This is a genomic window from Streptomyces sp. MMG1533, assembly GCF_001279775.1.
GTDB lineage: Bacteria > Actinomycetota > Actinomycetes > Streptomycetales > Streptomycetaceae > Streptomyces.
This window is the reverse complement of sequence record NZ_LGDG01000007.1, coordinates 1-24568: the sequence shown is the minus strand read 5'-3', so window position 1 is coordinate 24568 and position 24568 is coordinate 1. Positions and strand designations below refer to the sequence as shown.

The 24568-nt window shown below is 68.4% G+C and carries 22 protein-coding genes and 5 pseudogenes; 12 read left to right on the top strand and 15 right to left on the bottom strand.

Annotated elements, in window-relative coordinates:
* The 3 genes and pseudogenes from ADK57_RS02755 to ADK57_RS02745 all read left to right on the top strand — a co-directional run.
* On the top strand, window positions 1–1705 hold a 1705-nt coding region (locus tag ADK57_RS02755), incomplete at its 5' end, for a glycoside hydrolase family 32 protein (RefSeq protein ID WP_199830459.1).
* Window positions 1706–1970: 265 nt separating this feature from the next.
* Window positions 1971–3302 (top strand): annotated as a pseudogene (locus tag ADK57_RS02750) (IS1380 family transposase).
* A gap of 410 nt (window positions 3303–3712) precedes the next feature.
* Window positions 3713–4225 carry an AAA family ATPase gene (locus ADK57_RS02745; RefSeq protein WP_053747705.1) on the top strand — a complete coding sequence of 171 codons (513 nt, stop codon included), beginning with the start codon at window positions 3713–3715 and terminating at the stop codon, window positions 4223–4225.
* Window positions 4226–4406: 181 nt separating this feature from the next.
* Here the strand turns inward: ADK57_RS02745 and ADK57_RS02740 are convergent, their stop codons facing one another.
* Window positions 4407–4934, bottom strand: a complete 528-nt coding sequence (locus tag ADK57_RS02740; RefSeq protein WP_053747704.1) for a hypothetical protein — start codon at window positions 4932–4934, stop codon at window positions 4407–4409.
* Between the two features lie 278 nt (window positions 4935–5212).
* On the opposite strand from ADK57_RS02740, the pseudogene ADK57_RS02735 reads away from it, so the two are divergent.
* Window positions 5213–5455 (top strand): annotated as a pseudogene (locus ADK57_RS02735) (IS630 family transposase); the annotation flags it as partial.
* 223 nt (window positions 5456–5678) lie between these two features.
* On the opposite strand, the gene ADK57_RS02730 reads toward ADK57_RS02735, so the two are convergent.
* A complete protein-coding gene (locus tag ADK57_RS02730; protein ID WP_053747708.1) occupies window positions 5679–6647 on the bottom strand; it encodes a helix-turn-helix domain-containing protein in 969 nt (322 codons plus the stop codon).
* Window positions 6648–6997: 350 nt separating this feature from the next.
* Here ADK57_RS02730 and ADK57_RS02725 point away from each other — a divergent pair, with 350 nt between their 5' ends.
* Window positions 6998–7447 carry a peptidoglycan-binding domain-containing protein gene (locus ADK57_RS02725; RefSeq protein WP_234389925.1) on the top strand — a complete coding sequence of 150 codons (450 nt, stop codon included), beginning with the start codon at window positions 6998–7000 and terminating at the stop codon, window positions 7445–7447.
* Between the two features lie 931 nt (window positions 7448–8378).
* Here the strand turns inward: ADK57_RS02725 and ADK57_RS02720 are convergent.
* The 3 genes and pseudogenes from ADK57_RS02720 to ADK57_RS50360 all read right to left on the bottom strand — a co-directional run.
* Complete coding sequence (locus ADK57_RS02720) at window positions 8379–8576, bottom strand: hypothetical protein (RefSeq protein WP_053747702.1); 198 nt, start codon at window positions 8574–8576, stop codon at window positions 8379–8381.
* Window positions 8573–9295 carry a transposase family protein gene (locus ADK57_RS46755; RefSeq protein ID WP_078972914.1) on the bottom strand — a complete coding sequence of 241 codons (723 nt, stop codon included), beginning with the start codon at window positions 9293–9295 and terminating at the stop codon, window positions 8573–8575. Before ADK57_RS46755 ends, ADK57_RS02720 begins: the two co-directional genes overlap by 4 nt.
* 51 nt (window positions 9296–9346) lie before the next feature.
* Window positions 9347–9624: pseudogene (locus ADK57_RS50360) on the bottom strand (ATP-binding protein); the annotation flags it as partial.
* 308 nt (window positions 9625–9932) lie between these two features.
* On the opposite strand from ADK57_RS50360, the gene ADK57_RS02715 reads away from it, so the two are divergent.
* Complete coding sequence (locus ADK57_RS02715) at window positions 9933–10505, top strand: dihydrofolate reductase family protein (protein ID WP_053747701.1); 573 nt, start codon at window positions 9933–9935, stop codon at window positions 10503–10505.
* 58 nt (window positions 10506–10563) lie between these two features.
* Here the strand turns inward: ADK57_RS02715 and ADK57_RS46745 are convergent.
* Window positions 10564–11216 (bottom strand): annotated as a pseudogene (locus tag ADK57_RS46745) (transposase).
* A gap of 37 nt (window positions 11217–11253) precedes the next feature.
* Here ADK57_RS46745 and ADK57_RS02705 point away from each other — a divergent pair.
* Entirely contained in the window at window positions 11254–11973 is a 720-nt protein-coding gene (locus ADK57_RS02705) for a DinB family protein (RefSeq protein ID WP_053747707.1), read from the top strand.
* A gap of 692 nt (window positions 11974–12665) precedes the next feature.
* Here the strand turns inward: ADK57_RS02705 and ADK57_RS02700 are convergent.
* The 4 genes from ADK57_RS02700 to ADK57_RS02685 all read right to left on the bottom strand — a co-directional run bounded on the left by ADK57_RS02700 (window position 12666) and on the right by ADK57_RS02685 (window position 16871).
* Window positions 12666–13598, bottom strand: a complete 933-nt coding sequence (locus ADK57_RS02700) for a hypothetical protein (protein WP_159049995.1) — start codon at window positions 13596–13598, stop codon at window positions 12666–12668.
* A gap of 176 nt (window positions 13599–13774) precedes the next feature.
* Window positions 13775–14998, bottom strand: coding sequence for an MFS transporter (locus tag ADK57_RS02695; RefSeq protein WP_053747699.1), 1224 nt, complete (start codon window positions 14996–14998; stop codon window positions 13775–13777).
* Window positions 14999–15004: 6 nt separating this feature from the next.
* Entirely contained in the window at window positions 15005–15472 is a 468-nt protein-coding gene (locus ADK57_RS02690; RefSeq protein ID WP_053747698.1) for an ArsI/CadI family heavy metal resistance metalloenzyme, read from the bottom strand.
* Between the two features lie 28 nt (window positions 15473–15500).
* A complete protein-coding gene (locus tag ADK57_RS02685) occupies window positions 15501–16871 on the bottom strand; it encodes an NAD(P)-binding domain-containing protein (protein ID WP_053747697.1) in 1371 nt (456 codons plus the stop codon).
* A 162-nt stretch (window positions 16872–17033) separates the two neighbouring features.
* On the opposite strand from ADK57_RS02685, the gene ADK57_RS02680 reads away from it, so the two are divergent.
* The 3 genes from ADK57_RS02680 to ADK57_RS02670 are packed head-to-tail and all read left to right on the top strand — an operon-like array spanning window position 17034 to window position 18477.
* A complete protein-coding gene (locus ADK57_RS02680) occupies window positions 17034–17495 on the top strand; it encodes a hypothetical protein (protein WP_053747696.1) in 462 nt (153 codons plus the stop codon).
* Between the two features lie 49 nt (window positions 17496–17544).
* Window positions 17545–17913, top strand: a complete 369-nt coding sequence (locus tag ADK57_RS02675; protein ID WP_053747695.1) for an ArsR/SmtB family transcription factor — start codon at window positions 17545–17547, stop codon at window positions 17911–17913.
* A gap of 24 nt (window positions 17914–17937) precedes the next feature.
* The gene (locus tag ADK57_RS02670; RefSeq protein WP_053747694.1) at window positions 17938–18477 is read left to right on the top strand and encodes a DinB family protein; all 540 of its coding nucleotides are present in this window, start codon (window positions 17938–17940) and stop codon (window positions 18475–18477) included.
* A gap of 103 nt (window positions 18478–18580) precedes the next feature.
* On the opposite strand, the pseudogene ADK57_RS02665 reads toward ADK57_RS02670, so the two are convergent.
* The 5 genes and pseudogenes from ADK57_RS02665 to ADK57_RS52350 form a co-directional block, all read right to left on the bottom strand.
* Window positions 18581–18889, bottom strand: a pseudogene (locus ADK57_RS02665) (pyridine nucleotide-disulfide oxidoreductase); the annotation flags it as partial.
* Between the two features lie 345 nt (window positions 18890–19234).
* Window positions 19235–19528 carry a DUF1330 domain-containing protein gene (locus ADK57_RS02660; protein WP_053747692.1) on the bottom strand — a complete coding sequence of 98 codons (294 nt, stop codon included), beginning with the start codon at window positions 19526–19528 and terminating at the stop codon, window positions 19235–19237.
* 112 nt (window positions 19529–19640) lie between these two features.
* Window positions 19641–21095, bottom strand: a complete 1455-nt coding sequence (locus ADK57_RS02655) for an MFS transporter (protein WP_053747706.1) — start codon at window positions 21093–21095, stop codon at window positions 19641–19643.
* A gap of 26 nt (window positions 21096–21121) precedes the next feature.
* Entirely contained in the window at window positions 21122–21580 is a 459-nt protein-coding gene (locus tag ADK57_RS02650) for a MarR family winged helix-turn-helix transcriptional regulator (RefSeq protein WP_229876805.1), read from the bottom strand.
* Between the two features lie 18 nt (window positions 21581–21598).
* Entirely contained in the window at window positions 21599–22438 is an 840-nt protein-coding gene (locus ADK57_RS52350) for a transposase family protein (RefSeq protein ID WP_107091464.1), read from the bottom strand.
* Between the two features lie 124 nt (window positions 22439–22562).
* Here ADK57_RS52350 and ADK57_RS02640 point away from each other — a divergent pair, with 124 nt between their 5' ends.
* Both ADK57_RS02640 and ADK57_RS02635 read left to right on the top strand, forming a co-directional pair.
* Window positions 22563–22784 (top strand): hypothetical protein, encoded by a 222-nt coding sequence (locus tag ADK57_RS02640; RefSeq protein WP_053747690.1) that lies wholly within the window; start codon window positions 22563–22565, stop codon window positions 22782–22784.
* 5 nt (window positions 22785–22789) lie between these two features.
* A complete protein-coding gene (locus ADK57_RS02635; protein ID WP_053747689.1) occupies window positions 22790–23875 on the top strand; it encodes a pectinesterase family protein in 1086 nt (361 codons plus the stop codon).
* Window positions 23876–24568: the final 693 nt, after the last annotated feature.

Here is a 24568-nt window from a genome sequence, read left to right as displayed (position 1 = left end):
CGACGACAAGGGCACCTACACCCCGCCCACCGGCACGGTGGTGCAGGACTTCGAGGGCACCGACTTCGGCTCGTGGACGGCCACCGGCACCGCGTTCGGTCAGGGACCGGCAACCGGTGCGGTGGACTGGCAGGGGGCGGTCACCGGCTTCGACGGCAAGGGCCTCGCCAACAGCTTCCACGGCGGTGACGGCGCCACCGGCACACTCACCTCACCCGAATTCACCGTGGACAGCCCCTACCTGAACTTCAAGGTCGGTGGCGGGCGGCATCCGCACGAGGCCGGAACCGTCATGGACAGAACTCCGCCCGAGGGCACGGTCCTCGCCGACTTCGAAGGCGGTACCTACGGCGACTGGACGAAGACCGGAGACGCCTTCGGCACCGCGCCGGCCCCCGGCACCCTCCCCGACCAGGGGCAGGTCTCCGGATTCCTGGGAGACGGGCTGGTCAACACCTTCCTGAACGGCGACTCGACCACCGGCACACTCACATCGCCCGAGTTCACCATTGACAAGAAGCACATCAACTTCCTCATCGGCGGCGGCAATCACCCGGCCGACTCCGGCAACCCCACCGCCGTCGAGCTCCTCGTGGACGGCCAGGTCGTCCGCAGCTCCACCGGACAGGATGGCGAGGCACTCAACTGGGCCTCGTGGGACGTCGGCGAACTCGCCGGCAAGAAGGCGCAGATCAAGATCGTCGACAACAACAGCGGCGGCTGGGGCCACCTCAACGTCGACCACATCATGTTGTCCGACACCAAAGCCCCGCGCGTCTCCCAGGAGACGTCCGTCAACCTGCTCGTCGACGGCGAGGTCGTCCGCAGCGCCACCGGCGCCGACAGCGAGAGCCTGGACTGGGCGTCCTTCGACATGCGCCCGTACGCCGGCAAGAAGGCGCAGATCCAGGTCGTCGACATGAACTCCGCCGGCTGGGGCCACGTCATGGCCGACCAGTTCACCACCGCTGACAAGGCCGCGAAGTCCGTCGTACAGCGCGCCGACTGGACCGACTACGGCAAGGACTACTACGCGGCGGTGTCCTGGGAGAACGCGCCGGGCGGCAAGCGCTACATGATCGGCTGGATGAACAACTGGGACTACGGCCAATCCATCCCCACCTCCCCCTGGCGCAGCGCGCAGAGCGTTCCCCGGGAAATGGCCCTGCGCACGATCAACGGCCAGACCCGGCTGACCAGCAAGCCGGTGGCCAGCCTGGAGTCCCTCCGGCAGCAGCACCCGGCGACGGCGTCAGGCGTCACCGTCAAGAGCACCTCCAAGCCGCTGATCAGCCGCGCGGCCAAGGGCAAGGCACTCGACATCGAGGCGACCTTCTCCCTCAAGGACGCCGACCGCTTCGGCCTGAAGGTCCGCACCGGAGCAGGCGGCGAGGGGACCGTCATCGGCTACGACACCACGACACAGGAGCTGTACGTCGACCGCACCCGCTCCGGCGCCGTCCACTTCAACAGCACCTTCCCCGGCGTCCAGACCGCACCCCTGAAGCCCGAGAACGGCAAGGTCAAGCTGCGGATCCTCGTCGACTGGTCGTCCGTCGAGGTCTTCGGTGGCAGCGGCGAGGCAGTGATCACCGACCAGATCTTCCCCGACCCCTCCAGCACCGGCGTCGGCGTCTTCGCCGAAGGCGGCACCGCCACCCTCGACCACATGCAGGCGTGGCAGCTGAGGTCCATCTGGAGGTGACGAGCCGCAGGTCAGTGCGCCAGGCCACCGAGCGCGACTTCCGGCGGGCGGCTCTCAGCCGCTTGGCTCCCGGCGAGGCAGGCGCCAAGGAAGCGGCGTGACAGCTACCTCCATGGGGCGGGGCTCCCTGCCCCACGAGTAGCCCCGCGATTTTCAAGCGTCGGCCGTCCCGATGGGTGATCAAGTAGGCAGAAAGCGGCTCTGACCAGTGAGAATGAGGATTATCTAGGCCCTTGTTCCCGCGCCCGTCGGAGGCACTTCCCAGGTGAGTATGCGTATCGGGTCGTACCCGCGTGTCCGCGTCGCGGGCGATGGCCGCAGTGTGGTCTGACAGGCCGGCGGGGTGCTGCTGGTGGAGACGGCCCGCCAGATCGGACTGGATACGGCGATATCAGCGGCACTAGCCCCGTGGCGCAAGCACAGGGCGGTGCACGATCCGGGCAAGATCCTGCTGGATGTTGCGCCGGCAGTCGCGCTGGGCGGCGACTGCCTGGCGGACGTGGCGATGCTGCGGGCTGAGCCCACCGCGTTCGGGCCCGTGGCGTCCGATCCGGCCGTCTCCCGCCTGATCGACACCCTCGCCGGTGCCGGGCCCCGGGCGCTTGCAGCCATCCGGGGCGCTCGGGCCGAAGTCCGACAGGAGGTCTGGCGGTTGGCCGGGCACAACGCCCCGGACAGGGCAGGCGAGATGGTCGTGGACATCGACGGGGTGCTGGTCCTGGCGCACTCCGACAAGCAGGACGCCACCGCGACCTGGAAGAAGACCTTCGGCCACCACCCGCTGTTCGCGTTCGTGGACCACGGCCGCGAGGGCTCCGGGGAACCGGTCGCCGGCTTGCTGCGGCCGGGCAATGCGGGCAGCAACACCGCCGCCGACCACATCGAAGCTGCCCGCCTGGCCTTGGCTCAGCTGCCGAAGACCTACCGGCGCGGGCGCCGGACGCTGATCCGTACCGACTCCGGCGGCGGCACCCACGAGTTCCTGAACTGGCTCACTGCACGAGGACGGTGGCTGTCCTACTCGGTCGGCATGGTCATCACCGACGCCATTCATCAGGCCGTGCTGAAGGTGCCGGTCTCGGCCTGGACCCCCGCGGTCGAGCCGGACGGCGAGATCCGCGACGGCGCATGGGTTGCCGAGCTCGCCGGAGACTGCCTCAAAGACTGGCCTAAGGGGATGCGGCTGATCGTCCGCAAGGAACGGCCTCACCCCGGCGCCCAGTTGCGGATCACTGACGCGGACGGGATGCGGATCACCTGCTTTGCCACCAACACCGCCGACCGTCCGATCACGGAGCTGGAGCTGCGGCAGCGACAGCGTGCCAGGGCAGAGGACCGCATCCGTGCCGCCCGCGACACCGGCCTGCGCAACCTCCCTCTCCACCAGACCGCGCAGAACCGGATCTGGCTGGAGATCGCCAATTTGCCCACCCGCAGCAATCTCCGCCCCGAACAAGCTGAAAGGGTCCGCCAGGAAGCTGGCGGACCCTCATGCAAGATCGAGGCTAAAGCGGGTGTCGCAGGTTCGAATCCTGCCGGGGGAACAGGAAAAGGGCCAGTCAAGAGGGTTTCCTCCCAGGCTGGCCCTTCGTCGTGAATGTGACTGAGCACTTCAATTGACGGATGAGCGCTTGAATTGGCGGAGCCACGTTCAGGGCGCCGCAGGACTGAGCCCGGTTCGCTTGACACGCAGGTTCCTGACGGATCGACGTCCGGGTCGGCTATGGTGCAGGCATGTGCTGCTGCGCTGCCATGACTACCCGTACCGCCGCTTAGCGGCGGTATCCGAGGTTGCCCGTAACCACGGCCCCTTGCTGACGTACCGCCGGATCAGTGTCCTGTCGGCAGTCACACGCTTGCCTTTGTGCTGCCGGGCCATCCCGCCTGATCAGGGGAGTCATGTCTCAGTCGCAGCATTTCGATTCACAGTACAAAGACCCATACCCATGCCCGCATGCAGCCAGCCCCATCGGCACGCAGGACCCGCGTGTCGCCACCCTGCTCTTGATGGTCGGGCTCCCCGGAGCCGGGAAAACCACCCGGGCCAAAGAGCTGGCCGCAACGCACCGGGCGCTGCGGCTGACCCCGGATCACTGGATGATCCCGCTGTTCGGCGATCCGATGGCCGACGGCAAGCGCTGGGTGCTCGAAGGGCGGCTCATCTCGGTCGCCCTGCAGGCGCTGCGGCTGAGGACCAGCGTCGTGCTCGACTACGGGCTCTGGGGCCGCGATGAACGGTCGGCACTGCGCTGGCTGGCACGGTCGGTCGGGGCAGCATGCCAGGTGGTCTACGTGCCCGTGGACAAGGACGTCCAGCTTGCCCGCATCACGCACCGCCAGGCGACGGCACCGCATCAGACGTTCCCGATGAGCGAGACCGAGGTAGACCAATGGCGGGATCAGTTCCAGGTGCCTGACGCCGCCGAACTCGACGGCGGCGAGATCCCCACCCCACCGGCGGGCTGGCCGGGCTGGCCGGAGTGGGCAGAAGACCACTGGCCCTCATGCATCGACAGCTGACCCGGCTGTCCCGTCTGGGAGCGTCCTGCCTGGCCTGCAGCGCTGCTGTCGTGTTGCCGCGGGCCAGCACACGCGTCTCCGCGGGCGGCTGGCGTAGCTCGACTCGCCAACTCCACCACTCACTCGCCAACTGAAGCGCTCAGTCACAGAAAATCACGATCTACGACTGGAGTAGGACGGTCTATCGGGGAGCCCCGTGCCCGGGCGACCAGGCGGACTCGACGCCGTTCCATGATGACGGCCCGCCAAGTGCCCGGACGAGATGTTCCTGCGAGGGATCGAGCGAGCGGCGGGCCGCGTTGACGAACCTCACGTGCGCCTCGTACAACCCGCTGTGAATCGGCCGGAGTTCCTCAAGATCCGCTGGCTGCCGGCCGTGGAACAGGATCGTGAACTTCTCGATGACATCGCAGATCTGCTCAGCCGCCGCCATGGCTTCCTGGCTTGCCACGAGGGACATCGATTGCAAAGCGGCATTGAACGGCGCCCAGACGACGGTAGGGGCGCGTCTGTCCACGAACGCTTCGCGCAGCTCCATTTCCACGGCTCCGAAGGCCTGGAGGAACTTTTCGTAGGCGGCGGTTCGTGCCTCCTGGAGCCACTGACGGTTCTGGCTGCGCCGGCCCACGACGCCACCGGCGATGACACCCACTATGGTGGCGGCGATGCCTCCAGCGGTGGATATCAGGAGTCCCCACGGGACAGCCACGTTACGTCTCCCTCCGGTTCGTTCTGCTCAGAATCCCGCGCCAGGACCGACAAGATCAACAATAGGAGCGGCGAGTAAAGGATCGCAGCACCGCGTGCCACAGCCGTGCCAGATGCAGGAGTCAGCAAGGGTCAACAAGGGTGACTGGCGGGCGAGTTACTGCTTCCTGGCGCAGCCAAGAAAGCCGCGGGTCACCGGCAAGACGCCTCAGCCTCTCTCCTGAAGCGGTGATTCCTCGACCACCCGCTGCACGCCGGCGCAGGCCACCTGTGCGCTGCCCGACCTACGCCTCGTGGGCCAACCCGATCGAGGCCCACGGACCGCTGCGGCAGTTCACCATCGCCAACTCCCATCACCCCAACCACACCGTGCAGACCCGGGCCCTGCACGCCTACCTGCGGTGGCGCAACGCCAATGCCCGGCACCGCGACGTCTTGGCCGCCGAACGCAAGGAACGCGCCCGGATCCGCAGCGAGAGACGCATCCGCTGGGGCGGACGTTCCGTCGCCGCCGTGGCCTGAAGAACTTGGCGAACCTATGCAGCCAGCCCACGGCACCGGCGCTCCGAGCGCGATGAGCTGGGCTTCTGCATACTCGTGGCCCCGCTCCTGGCGGCTGACCTTCTTGCCGTCCGGTCGAAGGCGGTTCCGTCGGGCATGAGTTTGATGGGTCCGCTCGCTCTGACCCCGGGCCCAGACCGAGCGTCCAAGGTCGGTCACGCGAAACTTGGCCGCGCGGAGACCATTACGCGGAGGAGCGGGGGTGGTTCTGGTCGCGCCAGGCCCGAGGCGAGAGTCCGTATGCCTGTTTGAACACCTTGCTGAAGTGGGTCGCGTCCACGAAGCCCCACCTTCGTCCTATCGCTGCGATGGTCCGCAGCCGGCCGTTCGAGCCGGCCAACTCTCGCCTGCATTCCGCCAAGCGGTGTGTACGGATCCAGTCTCCCAGGCTGATGCCCGACCGGGACAGCACAGCGTAGAGATGACGCACGGAGATGTCGTGTGCGGTGGCGATCCGTGCCGCCGACAGATCGGGATCAGCCAGGTGCACCCGGAGGTAGTGAGTGATCCGCAGGCTGAGTGTCGCCTCCAACGGTGCTCTGGCCAGGCCGCAGTTACCGTGCTGGGACGCCAACGCGGCACGGAGCAGTTCGATGCTGGGTTCCACCACGGCGTCGGCGTACACGCCCTGGTGCAATTCGTCGCTGACGGCCAGTTGGGAGAAGTAAATGAAGGCGAGGCGCGCAATGGGGTTGTCGGATCCCAGGGGGACCGCGGTGATGTCTCGTAGCAACCGGTCGGGGAGCGCGAGTGCCTCGCGGGGGAACCGGATGAAGCGGTGGTCGACTCCCTCGTCGAAGAGAAGTGTGTAGGGAGCGATCGATTCGTAGACGGCGCAGTCTCCCGGCCTCAGCAGGCACTCGCGGCCGTTCTGCACCACCATGCTGCTGCCCGTCATCTGAACACCGAGAGTGACGGCCGGCTCCTCGTCCTCCCGGGCCAGCCGCGCCGTCCGACGGAGAGTGACCGCGGTCGCCCGCGCCGAACAGATCTTGATGGGTCCCACGGCGCCGAGCCCGATGCGAACGGAGATGTCCTCAGCCGGAGGACGGTGGTCGATATCGACCGCCACCATGGATTCCCACACCGCATTCCGGAGCACTTCCTCCCGGTCCCGCGGCGGTATGAACGCGGTGTCCAGGACCGGGCTCATGAGGCAGACCTTCGTCTGCATCGGTCATACAGCCAGCCTGACCATACCTCGGCCCGTTCCCCCACAAGTGCCCCCCGACACGGACAGTTCCCGACATCAGCTTGGCAGGATCCGATCTCGCTGCGCAACGGCTTCGACAGGTGCACACAGGGCCCTCACCTGATGCGGCGTCAACGCGAGGCGGTGCACTACTGACAAAGTTCCCTGCACGGATGACAAAGTCCGAAGGTCACGATGACCCTACGGTCCATGGGCGAGGCCGTCACTGAGACGACATCACCGACCGGAAGGACTGCATCGTGCAACGAGTATCAACGACGCTCCGCATGCGGAGCGGAGTGTTGGGGGCTTTGGCTCTCCTCTTCGCCGCCGGCCTGACGGCCAGCCCGATGATGACTGCGCCGGCCCACGCCGCCTACGGTCCGTGCAACACGACGGTGAAGCGCGCCGATGGGTTCTTGGCAAGCTACACAGTTCCCGCGCGCACCGATAACGGTACGAGCTGTTACATGCAATATCACACGGGCAGCTCAAACGCCGTGAAGACGCTGCAGACGGCTATCCTTCGCTGCTACAGCGACACCTATGCCGCCAATCGGATCAGCGCCACCGGAGGGGCAGACGGGATCTACGGCACCGGCACGGTGGATGCCGTTCGGTGGCTCCAAGCAAACCGCCTCGGCGTGAGTGCCGACGGCGTCTACGGGCCGGCAACCCGTAATGCGATGAAGTGGCTGGGATATTGGCAGGACGCCGTCAACGGGGGCGTTTACCCGTACTGCGACACTCATTCGTTCTAGCCACCACAACGTCTGTCGACGCCGACCTCTGTGCCTGAGGTCGGCGTCGACGTCTGCCTTGCAGGCCAACACCGTAGGCACTGGCACACGTAACTGACCTGCCAGTTGGTGTCGGACTGGAACTGGACGGTGAGCAACGCGGGGCCGCCGTTGTGGCGAAGCACCTCGTCACTGTGGCCGCAGTGTTCGGGGGCGAGCCTGGTCGTGGCCGACAGCGGGGCGACGCGGGTCGACCAACTGCGGTCGGCCCTTGCTGTTGGCAGTGGTAACGAGCAGGTGGGTGCCGTCCGCAAGCCAGGTAGCGACGGTCGTGGTACTTCCCAATGATCACGACCAGATCCTGGTATGGGGCAAATCCGCAGTGTGTGTCATGCCCCTCAGTGGAAGTTGCCCTCGCTGGTGGCATCGGCCTCCACCAGGGCAGGACGGCCGGGCTCGGGGTCGTCGATGAGCACCTCGGTCTTGGCGTCGCCGTAGCCGGTTGACAGATGACGTTCGCCGGTGCCGGTGAGCGATCGCGGGCGACCGGGGTCGGCGGCCGGCGGGAGGGCGTCGATCGGGACTGGTCGGCGATGGCGCCGGGCGTCGCAGCGAGCGTGAGCTGGCGGGTCTCCTCCTGGCTCAGCGTGTCAGGGTGTCGGGTGAACCAGCCGGTCACTTGACGGACGGTCGGCGGTCGCGGCGGTGGCGCCTCAGGTGTCTGGCGGGGCGGGAGGGTATGGGTGATCCAGTCGCGAAGGGTGGTGTAGCTGACGTTGATTCCCTGCACCTGGAGTTCGCGTTGAAGATCCTTGATCATCACGTTGCCGGTCTGCCACCGTTGCTGCAGGTAGTCGGCGTGCGGGTCGAGGATGCTGGAGCGGCGTGGTCGGAGGGTGACCTGGTCTTGCCAGCGTGCGGCGCGGGCATACCGCTGCTCCGTGTGCCGCCCCTAGCCCAGCCAGTGCGCGATCGCGCGGATGCCCATCCCCGCATCGAGCAGGTCATGGACCTGGTGCCAGCGGATGCGGGCGAGTTCGGCGGTGCGCCGGTGCGAAGCGGGGAACGTCTCCTCCTCGTTGCTGCTGTCGGCCTGCTGCGGCCCCACCTGCGGAGGCCAGGGCGGCAGGCAGCGGCGGTTGACGGTCACGCACCGCTCGGCAGCCTTGCCGAGGTTGTTCCAGATGTGCCACTTGTCCGCGACCTGGATCGCGTGCGGCGCGGCGGTGCGGGCCGCGTCGCTGTAGGAGCCGCCGGTCCCGGCAGATGATCTCGACGTCGGGATGTTCGGCCAGCCAGCGGCCAGGGCCCGGCTTCGCGGCCTTGGAACACGTCGATCGGGGCGTGCGTCTCGGCGTCGACCAGGAGCGTTCCATAGACGTGCCCCTTCCGGGTCGCGAAGTCGTCGACGCCCAGGACCCGCGGCGTGCTCGCCGACGGTTCGGGCAGCGCCATCACCAGCCGCAGCAGCACCGACCGGTCGACCGGGACCGACAACACGGCGGCGAGTCTGCCGCCGGCCCGTCCCACGAGCGCCACCCCGACCGCCTCCAGCAAGCCTCGCAGCAGCGGCGTCCGGCGGCCGTAGAAGAAGCTGAGGCCCTCAACCTGTTCGGCGAACGTCACTCTGGTGCAGCCGGAGTTGTCGCGGAACAGCCGCCGAACGGACAACGCAATCACGCTCCGGCGACCGCCCACCGGGGCATCGGAGAGCCGGCGCTCGTACCGGCTGTGCGTCCGTCGCGACGGTGTCCCGCACCCAGGGCAGGTGCACGCCTGCTCATCCCGCGTCCGTGACACAATCCGCAACACACCCTCGTCCAGCACCAGTTGTTCCACCAGTACCGTTTCCAGATGCGGAAACAGCATCCCGATCAAGTCCTCACACGGCAGCCAGGATCCCGGCAACGTGACTGCATGTCACCGGCGTACGGAAGCATGATCGCCATCACGGAATGCGCGCCAGGACCCTGATTTGGCCCCACCCTGGGCTTGCTGGGCCTCGTGGCGGGAGCGGGTCTGGGCGAGGCGGTAGGAGTGTGTGCCGATCTCGATGATGTTGCCGCCGTAGGTGAGCCGGTCGACGATGGCCCGCGCACAAGCGCGGGTCGGTGAAGGTCTTCTTCACCGGAGAAGGATTCGTTGGAGGCGATCGCGACGCTGTGGCGTTCTTCGCGCTCGGTCAGGACCTGGAAGAGGCCAAATCAAGCCGGGGAGGCTGGCTTGTCGGTGCTCGGACCTGGGTCGTTTCGTTTGGATCACGGAGTGCGACTGCATCAAGATGCCGCGCCACCGGTTGCGGCCAGGTCGCACGATCCGGCATGTGTGTGGCCCACCGAGGTGATCCAGATGGCCGAGGCTGTCGGAATGGGCTGGCGACGACCGATGAGTTCCTCCATGATCCACAGTCATAGATCATGATTGGTGCACCGCAGCCACGAGAGTCGTCGAAGCGTGCACCGGCCGCACCCGCTGAGATCCAGACACGAGACACCGAGGAACCGAGATGCGTACCCTGATCAGCACCGCCTTCATATCGCTCGACGGCGTCGTGGAAGGCCCGGGTGGTGAGCCCGGATACCGGAACTCCGGGTGGACCTTCAAGGACGTCGAGTTCCTTCCCGAGGCCTTCGAGATCAAGGGCCGGGAGCAGAAGGAAGCTGCCGCGATCCTGATGGGCCGGACCAGCTACGAGGCGTTCAGCCAGGTGTGGCCCGACATGGAGGATTTCGCCGACTACAAGGTGATGCCGAAGTACGTCGTCTCCACCACCCTCACCGAGGACGACCTGGTGACGAACTGGGGCGAGACGACGATCCTCCGCACCCTCGACGAGGTCGCCACGCTGAAGGAGACCGAGGGCGGCCCGATCATCGTCCACGGCAGTGCCTCCCTGAACCACGCCCTTTCGGACGCCGGCCTGATCGACCGTTACCACCTGGTTGTCTTCCCGCTGCTGCTCGGGGCGGGCAAGCGGCTCTTCAGCGCCACCGACAAGGACACCCAGAAGCTGAAGCTCGTCGAGCACGAGGCCTACGCCAACGGCCTGCAGAAGAACGTCTTCGACGTCGTCCGCTGACAAGGCTCCCGCGCTCGCCCCGCCGTCGCGGCACTCGTCCTGGCCGGAGTGTGGTGGCTCACCGCGCGGACCACAGGAAGATGGCCGCGATATGGAGCCCGGCCAGGTAAATGACCGCGGTCTTTTCGTAGCAGGTGGCAACGCCGCGCCACTGCTTCAAACGATTGATGCACCGCTCGACCGTGTTGCGCTGTTTGCATGCCTCACGGTCGACGGTGGGTGGCCTGCCACCGCGGCAGCCTCGACGCAGTCGGTGACCCCTCTGGTCCGCGGGGACAGGGATCACCGCGCGGATACCGCGCTTACGCAGGTGCTCGCGGATGGCGCGCGATGAGTACGCCGTCCGGCTCACCGACCGGGGGCCCTTTTTACGGGCCCCGGTCGGTGAGCCGGTGAGCGCGCACGACTGTGGAGTCCACGGAGACGACCCAGATCAGGTCTTCGTCAGCGTCGGCATCGGCCATCAGTGCGGTGAACACTCGCTCCCAGGTGCCGTCCATGGCCCACATCCGCAGCCTGTTGTAGACGCCCCTCCAGTTGCCGTACTTCCCAGGCAGATACACCCATTGCGAGCCTGTCTGACCAGGCGATCGCATCGATCACTTCCCGGTGATCCCGCCACCGCCCACCTCGCTTCGGCGTGCGGGCGGGTAGAAGTGGCTCGATCCGCGCCCACTGCGCGTCAGCCAACGGCACGCTTGGGCCAACGATTCAGATGATCCAAACGAAACGGCCTAGTATGCGGAGCATGACGCGGTATGTCGACGAGGATCTGCACGGTGCGGAGTTCCGCGAGTGCGATCTGACCGGGGCACGCCTGATCGGCGTCGTCATGCAGGATGCCGTGATCGACGGGCTCATCACCAACCTCGTGGTGAACGGTGTTGAGGTCACCGAGTACGTCGAGGCAGAGCTCGACCGGCGTCATCCGGTGCGGGTGCTGATCCGCTCCGAGGACCCTGCTGATCTGCGCGAGGCATCGCGTCAGCTCCATGCCGGCTGGGCCGCCACGATCGAGCGAATCCGCCGTACGCCCGGCATCGAGCGCCGCAGCGTGAACGACGAGTGGTCGGCGGTGCAGACGATGCGCCACCTGGTCTTCGTCCACGACTCGTGGTTCCGCCGCTGCTGCCTGGGCTCGACGGAGCTGTTCACGCCGATGGGCATCGGGACGACCGTCGAGCCCTACCGTGGAGCGCACGGGCTTGACCTCTCGCTCGATCCGGCCCTCGACGAGATCGTGAGCGTGCGTGAGGCACAGGCCGCCGAGCTCGAGGCCTGGCTCGACGAGGTCACCGCTGTGCAGCTCGCAGCGCGAGCGCCGGTGCCCGACGACGATGTCTGGCCGCCGTACGCCCGGGGCCGCTTGGTGCGGCAGTGCCTCGGCACGGTGCTCAACGAGACCTTCGAGCACCACGGCTTCTGCGTCCGCGACCTCGACCTGATCGAGGCACAGGACGCTGAGTAGGGCCGGCTACGGATCTTACGGGTCCGACGCGGCTTGGTCATCGCGACATCCCTCAGGGCAGGTGTTGCAACGACCTATAGAACCCAAGCCGCTAAAGCCAGCCATCCCCCACAGACACAGGCAGAACCGCTTACATCAAGCCGATCTTGCTGAGATCACCTCACTGGGCGCTCATTGACCAGCTTCACCGCTAAAACAGCGATCGTGCTGCGGAGCGGGGATTTCACCCTCAGTGCCTCATGAAGACCCCTTCTGACCTGTCTAAATGTGTCCGATGCCGTATTGAAGCGCACACGGTCTGGTGGGTCGTCACACTTTCGGCACCGGCGGCTGCTGATCAGACGAGCGCCGGCGGTCAGGCGGTCGGCGTGACGTGGACCTCGCCCGACTCTGCGGACAAGCCGCCTGATGCAGGTTGGCGGTTACCCGCCGGCACGCCATCCGGAAGGTCTTGCTGTGCGTGGCGTACTGGCATAGGAGAGTGGTGCCAGTATCTGATATCTGAACTACGCCTTTGGCGGCGCGTCTGGGCTGCGGCCTATCAGGGAATCGATTTATTTCTGGACGAGTTGAAGCCTGATGTCGGAGAGGAGAGCGGTCTCTGTATGGCCGCCGTATTTCATCTCGTCGGCTTTCAGCGCTCTGGGGATCCCTTGGCCTCGAACCCAGGCCTTTACCTGGCGCTCGAAGGCTCAGGCGTCTCTGGTGAGGTCGAAGTCCCAACGTGCGCTCAGTTCCCAGCCCTGGGAGACGTGCTGGGTCAGTCGTTGTTCGATGTTGGCGATGCCCCACTTCAGGGCTTGGTGGGCGTCGTGGACAACGAGGTAGAGGTAGCCGGGTTTGGCGGGATTGATGCCGCGCGCGGCGCAGGTTGGGCAGCCGCGTTGCGTGCCGCGAATGTTGTGCAGCGTCGGCCCGGGGTCCAGGACCGTTTCGCAGGTCATGCAGCGGGCTTTCCAGGGGAGTTCTGTGCTGCCGGGATAGGGCACGAGCGGGTCGAGTGCCTTCTCCAGCATGCTGGCGATGGCTTCTTCCTCGTCGAGCCGCAGGGCATCTGCGATCTTTTCCGAGCGGCACGACCAGCATTGGTGGCCGCGGGTGTGGACCTTGGCGTAGGTGGGGGTTCCGACGTGTCCGCAGTGCAGGCAGCGGCACAACCAGGGCTGCAATGAGCCGGGATAGTCGACGAGAGGTTCCAGGTCGGCCTTGCCCATCAGTTGCCGCGCCGCTTCGTCGGTGACGTCACGTCCGGCGCAGTTGGTGCAGCCGCCGCGGCCTCGTTGGACGTGCGCCAGCTTCTTCGGTTTGATGACGCCGCAGTGGACGCACCTGGAAGCCCACTGTTTTCCGGCGCCCGGGTATTCCTCCAGTGGATCCCAGCCCCAGTCGAGCATGACAGCAGCAGCCGTCGTCCCATCACGAGTGAGTTTGGCTGCGATCTTGCGGGACCGACACGTTTTGTTGCAGACGCCGCTCCCCTTGTTGACGACGTCGTTGTAGCGTGGGGAACTCACCTCATTGCAGGTCGAGCAGCGGCATTTCCAGGGCAGTTGTGTGCCGGGGAAGGGTTCCTGCGGGCGCGTTCCCCGGTCAAGCATTGCCTTGACGGCTTCGTCTTCGGTCACTCGTCGTGGCACTGGATAAGCTCCCTCGGGCATGACGTCGCGTCGGGCGCAGCCAGAGACCCGCATTGAAAGAAACCCTATTCCACGGCCTGCCTGCCCCGGTCTCGCGCCCGGGGTGGCGCCTTTTTCCGTCCCTGCCGAACGCGCTGTTCAGGGGCGATAGTGCCGTGCTGCGGCTACAGGCCGTCGCGCCTTGCCGGGTAGCTGCTCAGGGCGAGCGCAGAGGCCAGTGCGGAGATCGCGGCCAGCAGAGCAAACAGCTGCGGGTAACCACCGAGCGGCGCGGCCAACGCCGCGCCTGCGAAGGGGGCCAGCGCTGCGGCGATGGCGGCAGGCGCGGCCAGCAGCCCGGAGAGGCGCCCGTAGTGGGTGGTTCCCCATCGGTCGGTGACGGCAGTGGCCTGGAGCAGGGTGAGGTTGCCGCGCACCATGCCGGCCACGATCGCGATGCCCACCAGCAGGGGGAAGGGGCCGGAGACTATCGCGAACGCGGCGGTCGTGGTCCCGCCGAGCGCGATCAGGGCGACGGTGCGGATGGTGACGCCGGTGCGGCGGGCGAGGGTCGCGTACAGGGTGCGGCCGAGGGTCTGTCCTGCGCCGCCCAGGCCGAGGGCCCAGGCGGCGGCGGTGGGGCTGGCGCCGCGTGCGATCAGCAGGGGCACGAGGGCGATGACGACCGCGTACATGGCGAAGCTGTTCAGCGTGAGCGCGGTGGCGAGCATCAGGAACGGTCGGCTGCGGGTCACCGAGCCTCTGCGGGTGTCCCGTTGGGAGGGCGGCGCCGGTGCGGGCGACCAGGGTCCTCGTAGCGCGAGGGCGTGGGCGGGGATGGTCACGAGGGCCAGGATCAGCGCGAGTACCGCGTACGTGCTGCGCCAGCTCAGGTGCTCAGCGAGCGTGGCGGTCAGCGGCGCGAAGGCGGTGGAGGCCAGGCCGCCGGCGAGCGTGACGATGGTGAGGGCGCGGACGCGATCGCTTCCCCACCAGCGGGTGAGGGCGGCGAAGGCGGGCTGGTAGAAGGTGGCCGCCATGGCCACCCCGGCCAGCAGCCAGGCGGCGGTGAAGGCCGCGAGGCTGGGCGCGTAGGCGATGGCCAGCACGGCCGCGACGCCCAGGACGGATCCGGTGGTCATCACGGCGCGAGGGCCTCGGCGGTCGATGATGCGGCCGACGGGGATGCCGGTGAGGGCGGAGACCAGGAGCGCGCCCGAGAAGGCGGCGGTGGTGGCGGTGGCCGACCAGCCGGTGGCAGCGGTGATCTGCGGATTGAGGACGGGGAAGGCGTAGTAGACGATGCCCCAGCTGGTGATCTGGGTGGCGCAGAGGGCGGCCAGCGCGGTGCGGGGCCGTGACCGGTCTCCGGTTCCGGTCACGGCCTCGCTGGCGTGGAGGTCGGTCATCGGCGGTCAGCAGCAGCCGCCCGCGATGGCCGGTTCCTTCGCACCGGTGTCGGACTCGGCCGGGCCGGTGCAGCAGGTGCTGCCCTGTTGCTTGGCCAGGGAGTCGGCGTCGGCCTTGACGACGTAGACCTCCCAGGGTTCCTGGCCGGGTCCGTGGACCCAGACCTTGTCCTGGAGGGCGTAGCAGCAGGTGGTGTCGTTCTCCACGTCGGTGGTCAGGCCTGCCTCGCCCAGGCGGGCAGTGGCGGCGTGGACCGCTTCGGTCGTCTCGACCTCGACGCCGAGGTGGTCCATGCGGGTCGCCTCTCCTGCGGTTCCTTCGATGAGGACGAGCTTGAGCGGGGGCTCGTTGATGGCGAAGTTGGCGTAGCCGTCGCGGAGTTTGGCGGGCTCGGTGTTGAAGAGCTGCGTGTAGAACGCGACGGACGCGGCGAGGTCGGGGACACGGAGAGCGAGCTGTACGCGGGATGTCATGGCGAACCTCCTTGTGTGGGTGGGGAGTTCAGCAGCCGCCGGAGGTGGTAGCCGGGGCGCCGATGCCGATCTGGAGGGTGCTGGGGGCGGCGCAACAACCGCCACCGGACTGCTCGGCGCTCTCCGGCTCGTCGAACAGGCCCGCGCCGCCGCACACCCCCGTCTCCGGGAGGGTGAGTTCAACGCGCTCGGCGGCCTCCTGGTCTCCGGCGAGGGCAGCGGTGATGGAACGGACCTGCTCGTAGCCGGTCATGGCGAGGAAGGTCGGCGCGCGGCCGTAGGACTTCATGCCGACCAGGTACACGCCCTGTTCCGGGTGGGAGAGCTCGTTCACGCCGTGCGGGTAGACGGTGCCGCAGGAGTGCACGTTGGGGTCGATCAACGGGGCAAGCGCGGTCGGCGCCTGCAGGCGCTCGTCCAGGCCGAGGCGTACCTCGGAGAGGAAGGAGAGGTCGGGGCGGAAGCCGGTCAGGACGATGACCTCGTCGACCGGGTCAAGGCGGCGGCCGTCCTCAGCGACCAGAACCAGGCGGCCGTCCGTGTCGCGCTCGACGGCCTCGGTGCGGAAACCGGTGGCCGCGGACGCGTGCCCCTCCTCGACGGCGGCCTTGGCGCGCAGTCCGAGCGCGCCGCGGGCAGGGAGCTCGTCGGCCTCCCCGCCGCCGTACGTGCTCGCGCCGATGCCCCGGCGCAGGATCCACACCGCGTGCGTCCCGTTCCCCTCCTCCTTCGCCAGGTCGGCGAGGTACGCGAGGGCGGTGAAGGCGGAGGCGCCGGAGCCGACGACGGCGGTGCGCTTGCCCGCGTAGCGGGCGCGCACGGCGGGGTCGTTGAGGTCGGGGACGCGGTAGGAAATCTGCTCGGTCGCGGCCTTCTCGCCAAGGGCGGGCAGGCCATCCGCGCCGATGGGGCTGGGTACGGACCAGGTGCCGGAGGCGTCGATGACGGCGCGGGCGGCGATCCGCTCCTCGCGGCCGTCCGCGGTCTGGAGGTGCACGGTGAAGGGCTGCTCGTCGCGGCCGGAGTCGACGATCCGGTCCCGGCCGGCGCGGGCCACGCCGGTCACCTGCGCGCCGAAGCGGACCCTGTCACCGAGAGCGTCGGCGAGGGGCTGGAGGTAGCGCTCGGCCCAGTCTCCGCCGGTCGGGTAGGCCGAGGCGTCGGGGCGGACCCATCCGGTCGGGGCCAGGAGCTTCTCGGCGGCGGGGTCGATGACCTCGCCCCAGGTGGAGAACAGCCGCACGTGCGACCAGTCCCGCACGGCGCTGCCCGCGGACGGCCCGGCCTCCAGGACCAGGGGTTCGAGGCCGCGCTCGACGAGGCGGGCGGCTGCGGCCAGGCCGATGGGGCCGGCTCCGATGACCACGACGGGCAGATGGTCGGTGGTGGGCGCGTTCACGAGGTTCCCCTTTGCTTCGACATCCGTCGATCTCTTGCGCGCCCAGCATGGCACCTGATTCGATAAGCGTCAACATAGACATTCATCGAATCTGGAGATCGAACATGGAACACGTCGATGTGGCACTGATCGGGGGCGGCCAGTCCGGGCTGGCCGCCGCGTATGCTCTTCGCGGGGGAGGGGCTCCAGTCGGTGGTACTGGAGGCGTCCGAGGGGATCGACGCCCTGCCGATCGGTCGGTTTCTGCGCACCCCGCCGACCCGGCTCGTCATCGATGACGGCCGCTACCGCACCGCCGTCGCGGACGGCGCCCCGGATCGGCAGCCGCTGTTCACCGGCGTCGACGGCGGCAAGGTCACCTGGGCGGACGGCAGCACCGAGGAGGTCGACACGATCCTGCCGGCCACCGGCTACCGGCCCGACCTCGGCTACCTCGCCCCGCTCGGCGCACTGGACGAACACGGGCATCCGCTCCACCGGGAGGGCGCCTCGATGATCCATCCCGGGCTGGCGTACGTGGGGCTGGAGTGGCAGCGGAGTCTGTCCTCGAACTCCCTGCGCGGGGTCGGCCGGGACGCAGTCCGGGCCGCGAGCCGCCTGACTGCCCACCTGCGCGGCCACTGACTCTGGGCACACCTGGCCGCACTGGTTCGACATGTGTCAACATAGACGTATGTCGAATGTGCCGGTGCTGACACTGTTGGAACCCGAGGCCCCCGAGGCCGTGGCGCCGTGCTGCCCGCCGCTGACCGAGCGTCCACTGACGGCCGAGGAGGCGGAGCGGACCGCGCGGATGTTCAAGGCGCTCGGTGACCCGGTGCGGCTGCGGCTGTTCTCGCTGGTCGCCTCGCACGAGGGCGGCGAGGCGTGCGTGTGCGACATCTCCGACGTCGGCGTCTCCCAGCCGACCGTCTCCCACCACCTGAAGAAGCTCAAGGAAGCCGGGCTGCTCACCTCCGAGCGGCGCGGCACCTGGGTCTACTACCGGGTCGAGCCGTCCGTGGTGGCCGCGATGGGGCAGTTCCTGACGCGGGCCGACTGACCGGCCCAGCGATGGGCGGAGGCCATGGAGAACGGGCAACGGGTTGACCGGCGGACGATCCATACCGAACTGGAGCGCGCCCGCACGGAGTTCCACGCGCTCCTGGACACGGCGAGCGAAGCCGAACTCGGCCAGCCCACCGACGGAACCCGGTGGACCAATGAGCAGCTGCTCTTCCACATGCTCTTCGGCTACATCCTCATGCTGCCTCTGCTGGCCCTCATGCGGGTCTTCGGACGTCTCCCCCGATGGGCCGGCCGGGGCTTCGCCCGTCTCCTGAATGCGGGGACCAGGCCGTTCGATGTCGTCAACTACCTCGGCCCTCTCGGCGGCGCCAGGGTCTTCGGGCCCCGCCGGATGGGGGCGACGTTCGACCGCGTCATCGTCTGCCTGCACCGTCGGCTCGATGCCGAGTCGGAGATCGGATTCGCGCTCGGCATGCACTACCCCGCCCGGTGGGATCCCTTCTTCCACGAGTTCATGACCGTCGCGGACCTGTACCGCTATCCGACCCAGCACTTCGCCTTCCACCGCCGACAGCTCACGCTGACCGCCGGAGACTGAATCCAGGCAAGCGTGTGGACGGCTTTCGGCCTTCGCCTCACTGATCATTGGTGGCCACCACAACCGCGCCTACAAGCTGCAGCGTTGGCCTGCGAGGTGTCGTTCAGCGAACGAGCGCGGCGACTTTGCGAGCCGCGTCGCGGGCCGGGCGGCCGACGCCGATGAGAGTGGCTGAGGCGGGGCCGGTCCAGTCGCCGTAGCCCAGCAGGTGCAGGCGCGGTTCGTCCACGGACCGAGTTCCCGCGGTGGCGATGTGGCCGCGCGGGCCGCGCAGCCCCAAGGGAGCCAGATGCGAGAGCGCCGGGCGGAAGCCGGTGCACCAGATGACCGCGTCCGCCTCGGCCCGGGTGCCGTCGCCCCAGACGATGCCGTCGCGGTCGAGGCGTACGAACATGGGCGACGCCTTGAGCAGTTGCCACCGTGACAACGGAACTCATGGGCTCCAGACCGGATTCGGCAAGGGGCACGTCATGCCCCGCCGCCCCGGAGACACGTTCTACTTCTCCAACATCGCGGACCCCGAACCCCTACGCCGCCCTGATGACCCACATCGGCTGCTGGAACCTCGTCGAACGCACCCCCGCCGACATCGAGGCCGACGTCCGTGCCGCCGCGCCGCCGGGAAGGAACCGTCGCCGGACCGGACATCACCGCCGATGCCACCGGCCTGACGCTGTTCGCGACGGTGCGGCGCGCTGACGAGCCGGGGTGATCCCCGCAGCCGGCATCGTGTTCCTCCCTGACGCGGCATCGGTCGTCAGTCGAGGCCTTCGATGATGCGGAAGTCGCGCTCGACGCCGTCAGCAAGTGCGGCCAGTGCCTCCTGGTAGGCCGCACTCGCGCGTGCGGCGACCGCCTGTTCGAAGCTGTCGAACTCGATCAGGACGGTGCGCTCGGCGATTCCGGCGTCGTGTGCGACGACCCGGCTGCCGCGGGAGAGCAGCCGCCCGCCCGCGGCCTCGACGGCTGGACCGGCCAGCTTGTCGTAGGCAGCAAGCCTCTCAGGGTCCGCAATGGTGCGGTAGGCGCTGACCCAATAGCCCTTGGCCACGGTACCTCCTGTGTTCGGAATTGATGATCAGAAGCATGCTCAGATCCATGGCCGGCGCGCTGTGGGTCGGCGAGCCGACGGAGACGGCGTCGAAGTCGAACGGCTTCGATCCTCAGCTTCCGGTTCGACTCGACCGGCCCAGGCCCGGCACACCGACTGGGGCTGTGATCGGATTGGTCTCGGGTGAGCGTCGGCGGGCGAGGGCGAGGCTGGCCATCGTCGTGATCGCCATCGCGGCGACGCCGACCAGCGCCGCGGTCGTGTAGGCGTCGTCGTTCGGGAAGAGGCGGCCCGTGGCGGTGCCGGCGGCCAGGACCAGACCGCCGATGGCGCTGCCCAGGGAGTACCCGACGCTGCGGACGACGTAGTTGAAGCTCATGGCGCTCGACGTCTCGCTCTTGGGGGTGACGGCCAGGATGACGCCGGGCATGGCGGCCGAGAAGCTGCCGACGCCGAAGCCCAGCACGCCCATGGCCGCGAGCAGTTCGGCCAGGTTGGACCGGGCGGTGGCGAACAGGACGAACCCGCCGCCGACGATGGCGGCGCTGCCGGCCAGGAGCAGGGGGCCGTCGATCCGTTCGCGGACCCGCGGCGTGAGCTTGCCGGCGACGAACCCCAGCACGGAGAACGGGATGAGGACCAGCCCCGCCACGAAGGTGGTCAGTCCGAAGCCGTAGCCGGCGCTGTGCGGCGTCTGCGCGTAGCGGGTGATGAGCGTGAGCAGGAGGTACATGCCGCTCCCGCCGACGAACATGGCGATGTTCGCCCCGGCGACCGCCGGGTGCCGTACCGCCCGGACGTCGACCAGGGGCGTCTTGGTTCGCAGTTCGGAAACGGCCCAGACGCAGAGCAGGAGCACGGCGGCGACGGCAAGGGCCACCGCCACGGCGAGGTGTCGGCTCCACAGGCTCCTCTCGCCGGCCAGGAACAGGACGAGGAGCAGTCCACCCGCCAGGACGAGCGCACCGGCCACGTTCACGTGAGCGGAGCGGCCTTCGGGAGCTGCGGGCATGGAACGCCACGCGGTCACGAAGGCGATGGCGGTGACGAGCAGGCCGAGGCCGTAGGCGGCCCGCAGTCCGCCGAACTCGGCGAGCAGCGCGGCCAGCGGGTAGCCGACGCCGGCTCCGATGATGGAGACCACTGAGATCAGGGCGATCGTGGCCGCGCTGCGCTCCTCGGGAAGATGGTCGCGGGCCACGCCCATCATCAGCGCCGTGAGACCGAGTCCGACGCCTTGGGCCGCTCTGCCCACGAGCAGCCAGGCGAACGGCAGCGGCAGCACGGTGAGCGCGCTGCCGACGACGACGATCGCCAGCGTGGCGAGAATCGTGGCCCGCCGGTGCGGACCGGCTCCGAGCCGGCCGAGGACGGGTGTGGCGACGGCGCCGCTGAGCAGGGCGATGGTCAGCGTCCACTGCGCGCTGTCGAGGGAGACCTGGAACGTGGTCGCCACGCTGGTGATGAGCGGCGTCCCGAGGCTGGCGACCGCCGCCACGACCAGGGCGATGAACATCAGGGCGGGGAGCAGCAGACGTGCCTCGGAACGTATCAGGGCAGTGCTCATGGGCTGGTCATGAGCCTGGGCCGCGGTCACCGGTCCGACTCCTCTCGGGCGTGGCTTTCGAGCTCCGCCAGATGCAGCAGCGCCGGAAGGGCTGCTGCCAAGGCCTCGACCTCGTCACCGGTGAGTTCGTCGATCAACCGCGCGTACGCGTCGACGCCCGCCTGGCGTCGCGTCCGGACGTACGACGCGCCGGCCTCGGTCAGGCACACCAGCGTGACCCGCTTGTCGGACGGATCGCCCTTCCGCTCGACCAGCCCGGATTCCTCCATCACCCGGACCAGGACGGTCATCGCGGGCTGGGTGACGCCCTCGGCCACCGCCAGATCGGTGATCCGTCGCGGGCCGGTCTTGTCCAGGGTGGCCAAGGTGGCGGCGGACGTCAGGCTCATGTCGCGGGGAAGGCGTCTCACAGCCCTGGTGGCCAGACCGTAGAGGGCTGACCCGATGGCATCGGAAGCGCCGTGCGCGGCGTCTCGGCGACTCATGCCTGAAGCATAGCAGCTTTATATGAATCCTTTATGTATCTCCCGATCAGGGTTCGGCGACACTTGACTTGCAACGCGTTCGCGTAAAGATGACCGGCGTCGGTTTTGATCGCCCTGTTGATCCCTTCGGAGGCGGCGTTGGTGAGCCGGTCGTGATCGCCGCGAGGATCTGCGGCCACCACGTGCTGACGTGCGGCAGCGAGTCGCGCACCGGGGCTTTGAACACGGTGCACATGTCGATCGCGACCACCTGGACCCCGGCCAGCCACTGGCGAGTCTGGGCGCCGATCCACGCCGACACACTCCCGCGGTGCGGCCCTCGACCTGCCCCGGCAGCCCGGCACCGCCGACCAGGTCAACCAGCCCGACATGCCACCGGTCGGCGACGACTTCCCAGATCTCACCGCCGTCGGGCGCCTCGATCAGGCGGAACTTCGCCTTCCCGCGTCGGGTCTCGTCGATCCCCAGGTGCGTCACCGGCGGCGTGTCCTTCGGCAGCGCAGCCTCGGCCGCGGCCGTGAACGCGGTGTTCGCCACCGGCCACGACACCTCGAAGTCGCGCGCGGCCTGCACCACCGTCCGTCCGCGGTCGGCGACCGCTTCCCCGACCGAGGTACGCAGCCGCGACGTCAACCCCGACCGCGGTGGGATCGACGGCAGCGCCTCGGTGAACGTCTTGCACCGGCACTGCTCGTTGACGCACCGCCATCGGCGCTTGGTCCAGGTCAGACCCGTTCGCCGCCCGGCCACGGGCAGGTCCCGCGGACGAGTGCGTACCCAGGAGTGCGGCCGCCCGGACCGCACCCCACAGTCGGGACAGCATCGGGCCTGCTCATCGCAGGTGACCGGGGCCAGCATCGGAACCCATCCCTCGTCGCCGATGACCGGGTAGCGGGGATCATGCTGACCCGCCGGACGGGGACCCAGCCGGACCAGGAGGTTCTCGTCGAGCAGGTCGTCTCTCGCGAGCTACCAAGGTGGGGTGCATGACCTCGCGGACGAAGAAGGTCTCCAGGGGATCGGTGGAGTACTCGCGGGTCAGTGGTCGCTGGGCCCGGAAAGGTTGCCGGGCGGCAGCCGCATCGCCCTGCATGCGATGACCGGCGACCGGGCAGCGGCCGCGTTCCTGCCGGGCGCCCCCCATCAGTGTGTTCGCGATGTCCTAGCGCCGACCGGCAACCCCGACGGCTTCGGCAGCGACTGAAGGCCATGACGACCAACACGGGACACCGAACCCGAACCCACCACCACCCCTGGCTGCGGCCGGCTTTAGGACTGCCGGCCTTCCTCGCCCTCGTGGCGGGGGTCACTGCCGGTGCGACGCTCGGCGGCACCGGCACCGCGTCCGCCGCGACCACGATCACCGTCGCGGCGGACGGCTCGGGCAACTACACCACCGTGCAGGCGGCCGTGAACGCCGTACCGTCCGGTAATTCCTCACGCGTGATCATCTCCATCGCGCCCGGTACCTACCGCGAGAAAGTGACCGTGCCGGCGACCAAGCCCTATGTCACCTTCCAGGGCACCGGCAGCAGCCGCAGCTCCACGAGAATCGTGTACGGAGTGGCCTCGGGCAGCCCGAAGGGCGACGGGACCACCTACGGCACGGGCGGCAGCGCGACCGTGACCGCCTACGCGGACGAGTTCCAGGCACGCAACCTCACCATCGCCAACGACTTCGACGAAGCGGCGCACGACTACGCCAACGAGCAGGCGGTGGCGCTCTACACCGCCGGCGACCGGACCGTGCTGGACAGCGTGATCTTCGACGGCAACCAGGACACGCTGCTGCTGCACAGCCGGTCGACCTCGCTGCGGGCACGGGTGTACGTCAACAACGCGATCATCAGCGGCGACGTCGACTTCATCTTCGGCGGCGCCACCGCCGTCATCAACAAGACGGCGATCACGGTGAAGAGCGACCGCACCAGCTACGGGATCGTGCTCGCGCCGTCGACGCCGGCCGCGTACCACGGCTTCCTGGTCATCAACAGCTCGATCACCGGGTCCGGCACCACCGCGGCGACCTACCTCGGCCGCCCGTGGCACGCGGGCGGGGACGCGTCCCTCGACCCCGAGGCGATCGTCCGCAACAGCTCGCTGGGCGCCATCGTGCGCAGAGCGCCATGGACCGACATGAGCGGGTTCTCCTGGAAGGACGATCGATTCGCCGAATACGCCAACTCCGGTGCGGGAGCAGGCACGGCAAGCTCCGACCGGCCCTTCCTGACGGCGAGCCAGGCCGCGGACTACGAGATCGCCGACTGGCTGAACGGCTGGACGCCGTCCGCGTAGAGCACCCGACGAACAGCCCCTGTCTGCCGCTCAGAAACCACGTCTCCGCTTCGCCGCACGGCGCCGGGCCGGCTCACCTCGCCCGGTGCCGTCGCGAACATCCGGGCGCCTTCACGGCTCACCGACGACGAACACAGGCCGAAAACGTCGTAGGGCCCGCCGTCACCGGCGCCCGAGTGACGGTGACGGAGCCTGCCCCCAAGTGGGCCGATCTCGTGCGGGCGAGGGCACGCTGCACATGATGGACGTATTCGACGGGCAGTCGCGCAACTCGGGCATGCACGCCCCCATGTGGCCCGGTGACCCGAAGACCGCCAAGCTCATGGCCAAGCACCCGCACTGTGAACCGGCCATCTGCTCATTGACTGCTCGCGGAGTCGGCAGTGCGTGTCGTGCATGCCGCTCGCGGCTCTCGACAGCGCTACGTCGCTGCTGAGCCGGCGGTATCCGCCGACTGGTCCCAGTCGTACGGCTCACCCGTTGTCGCTGCTTGTCGCCCTTCACACTCGGGACGTGTCGCTGCAGGAGGCTCGGCCGGTCCAGGCTGTGCTTGCCGGCGAGTGGCCAGCGTCCAGGCGGTGGCGGGCGCAAGTGGGTCACGTCCGCGGGAGTGGTGTATTGACGGCCACTCGGTGATCTCTTCTTTGAGGCTAGGCGGTGAGTTCGGTCGGGACGATGGTCTCGTCGGTTTGT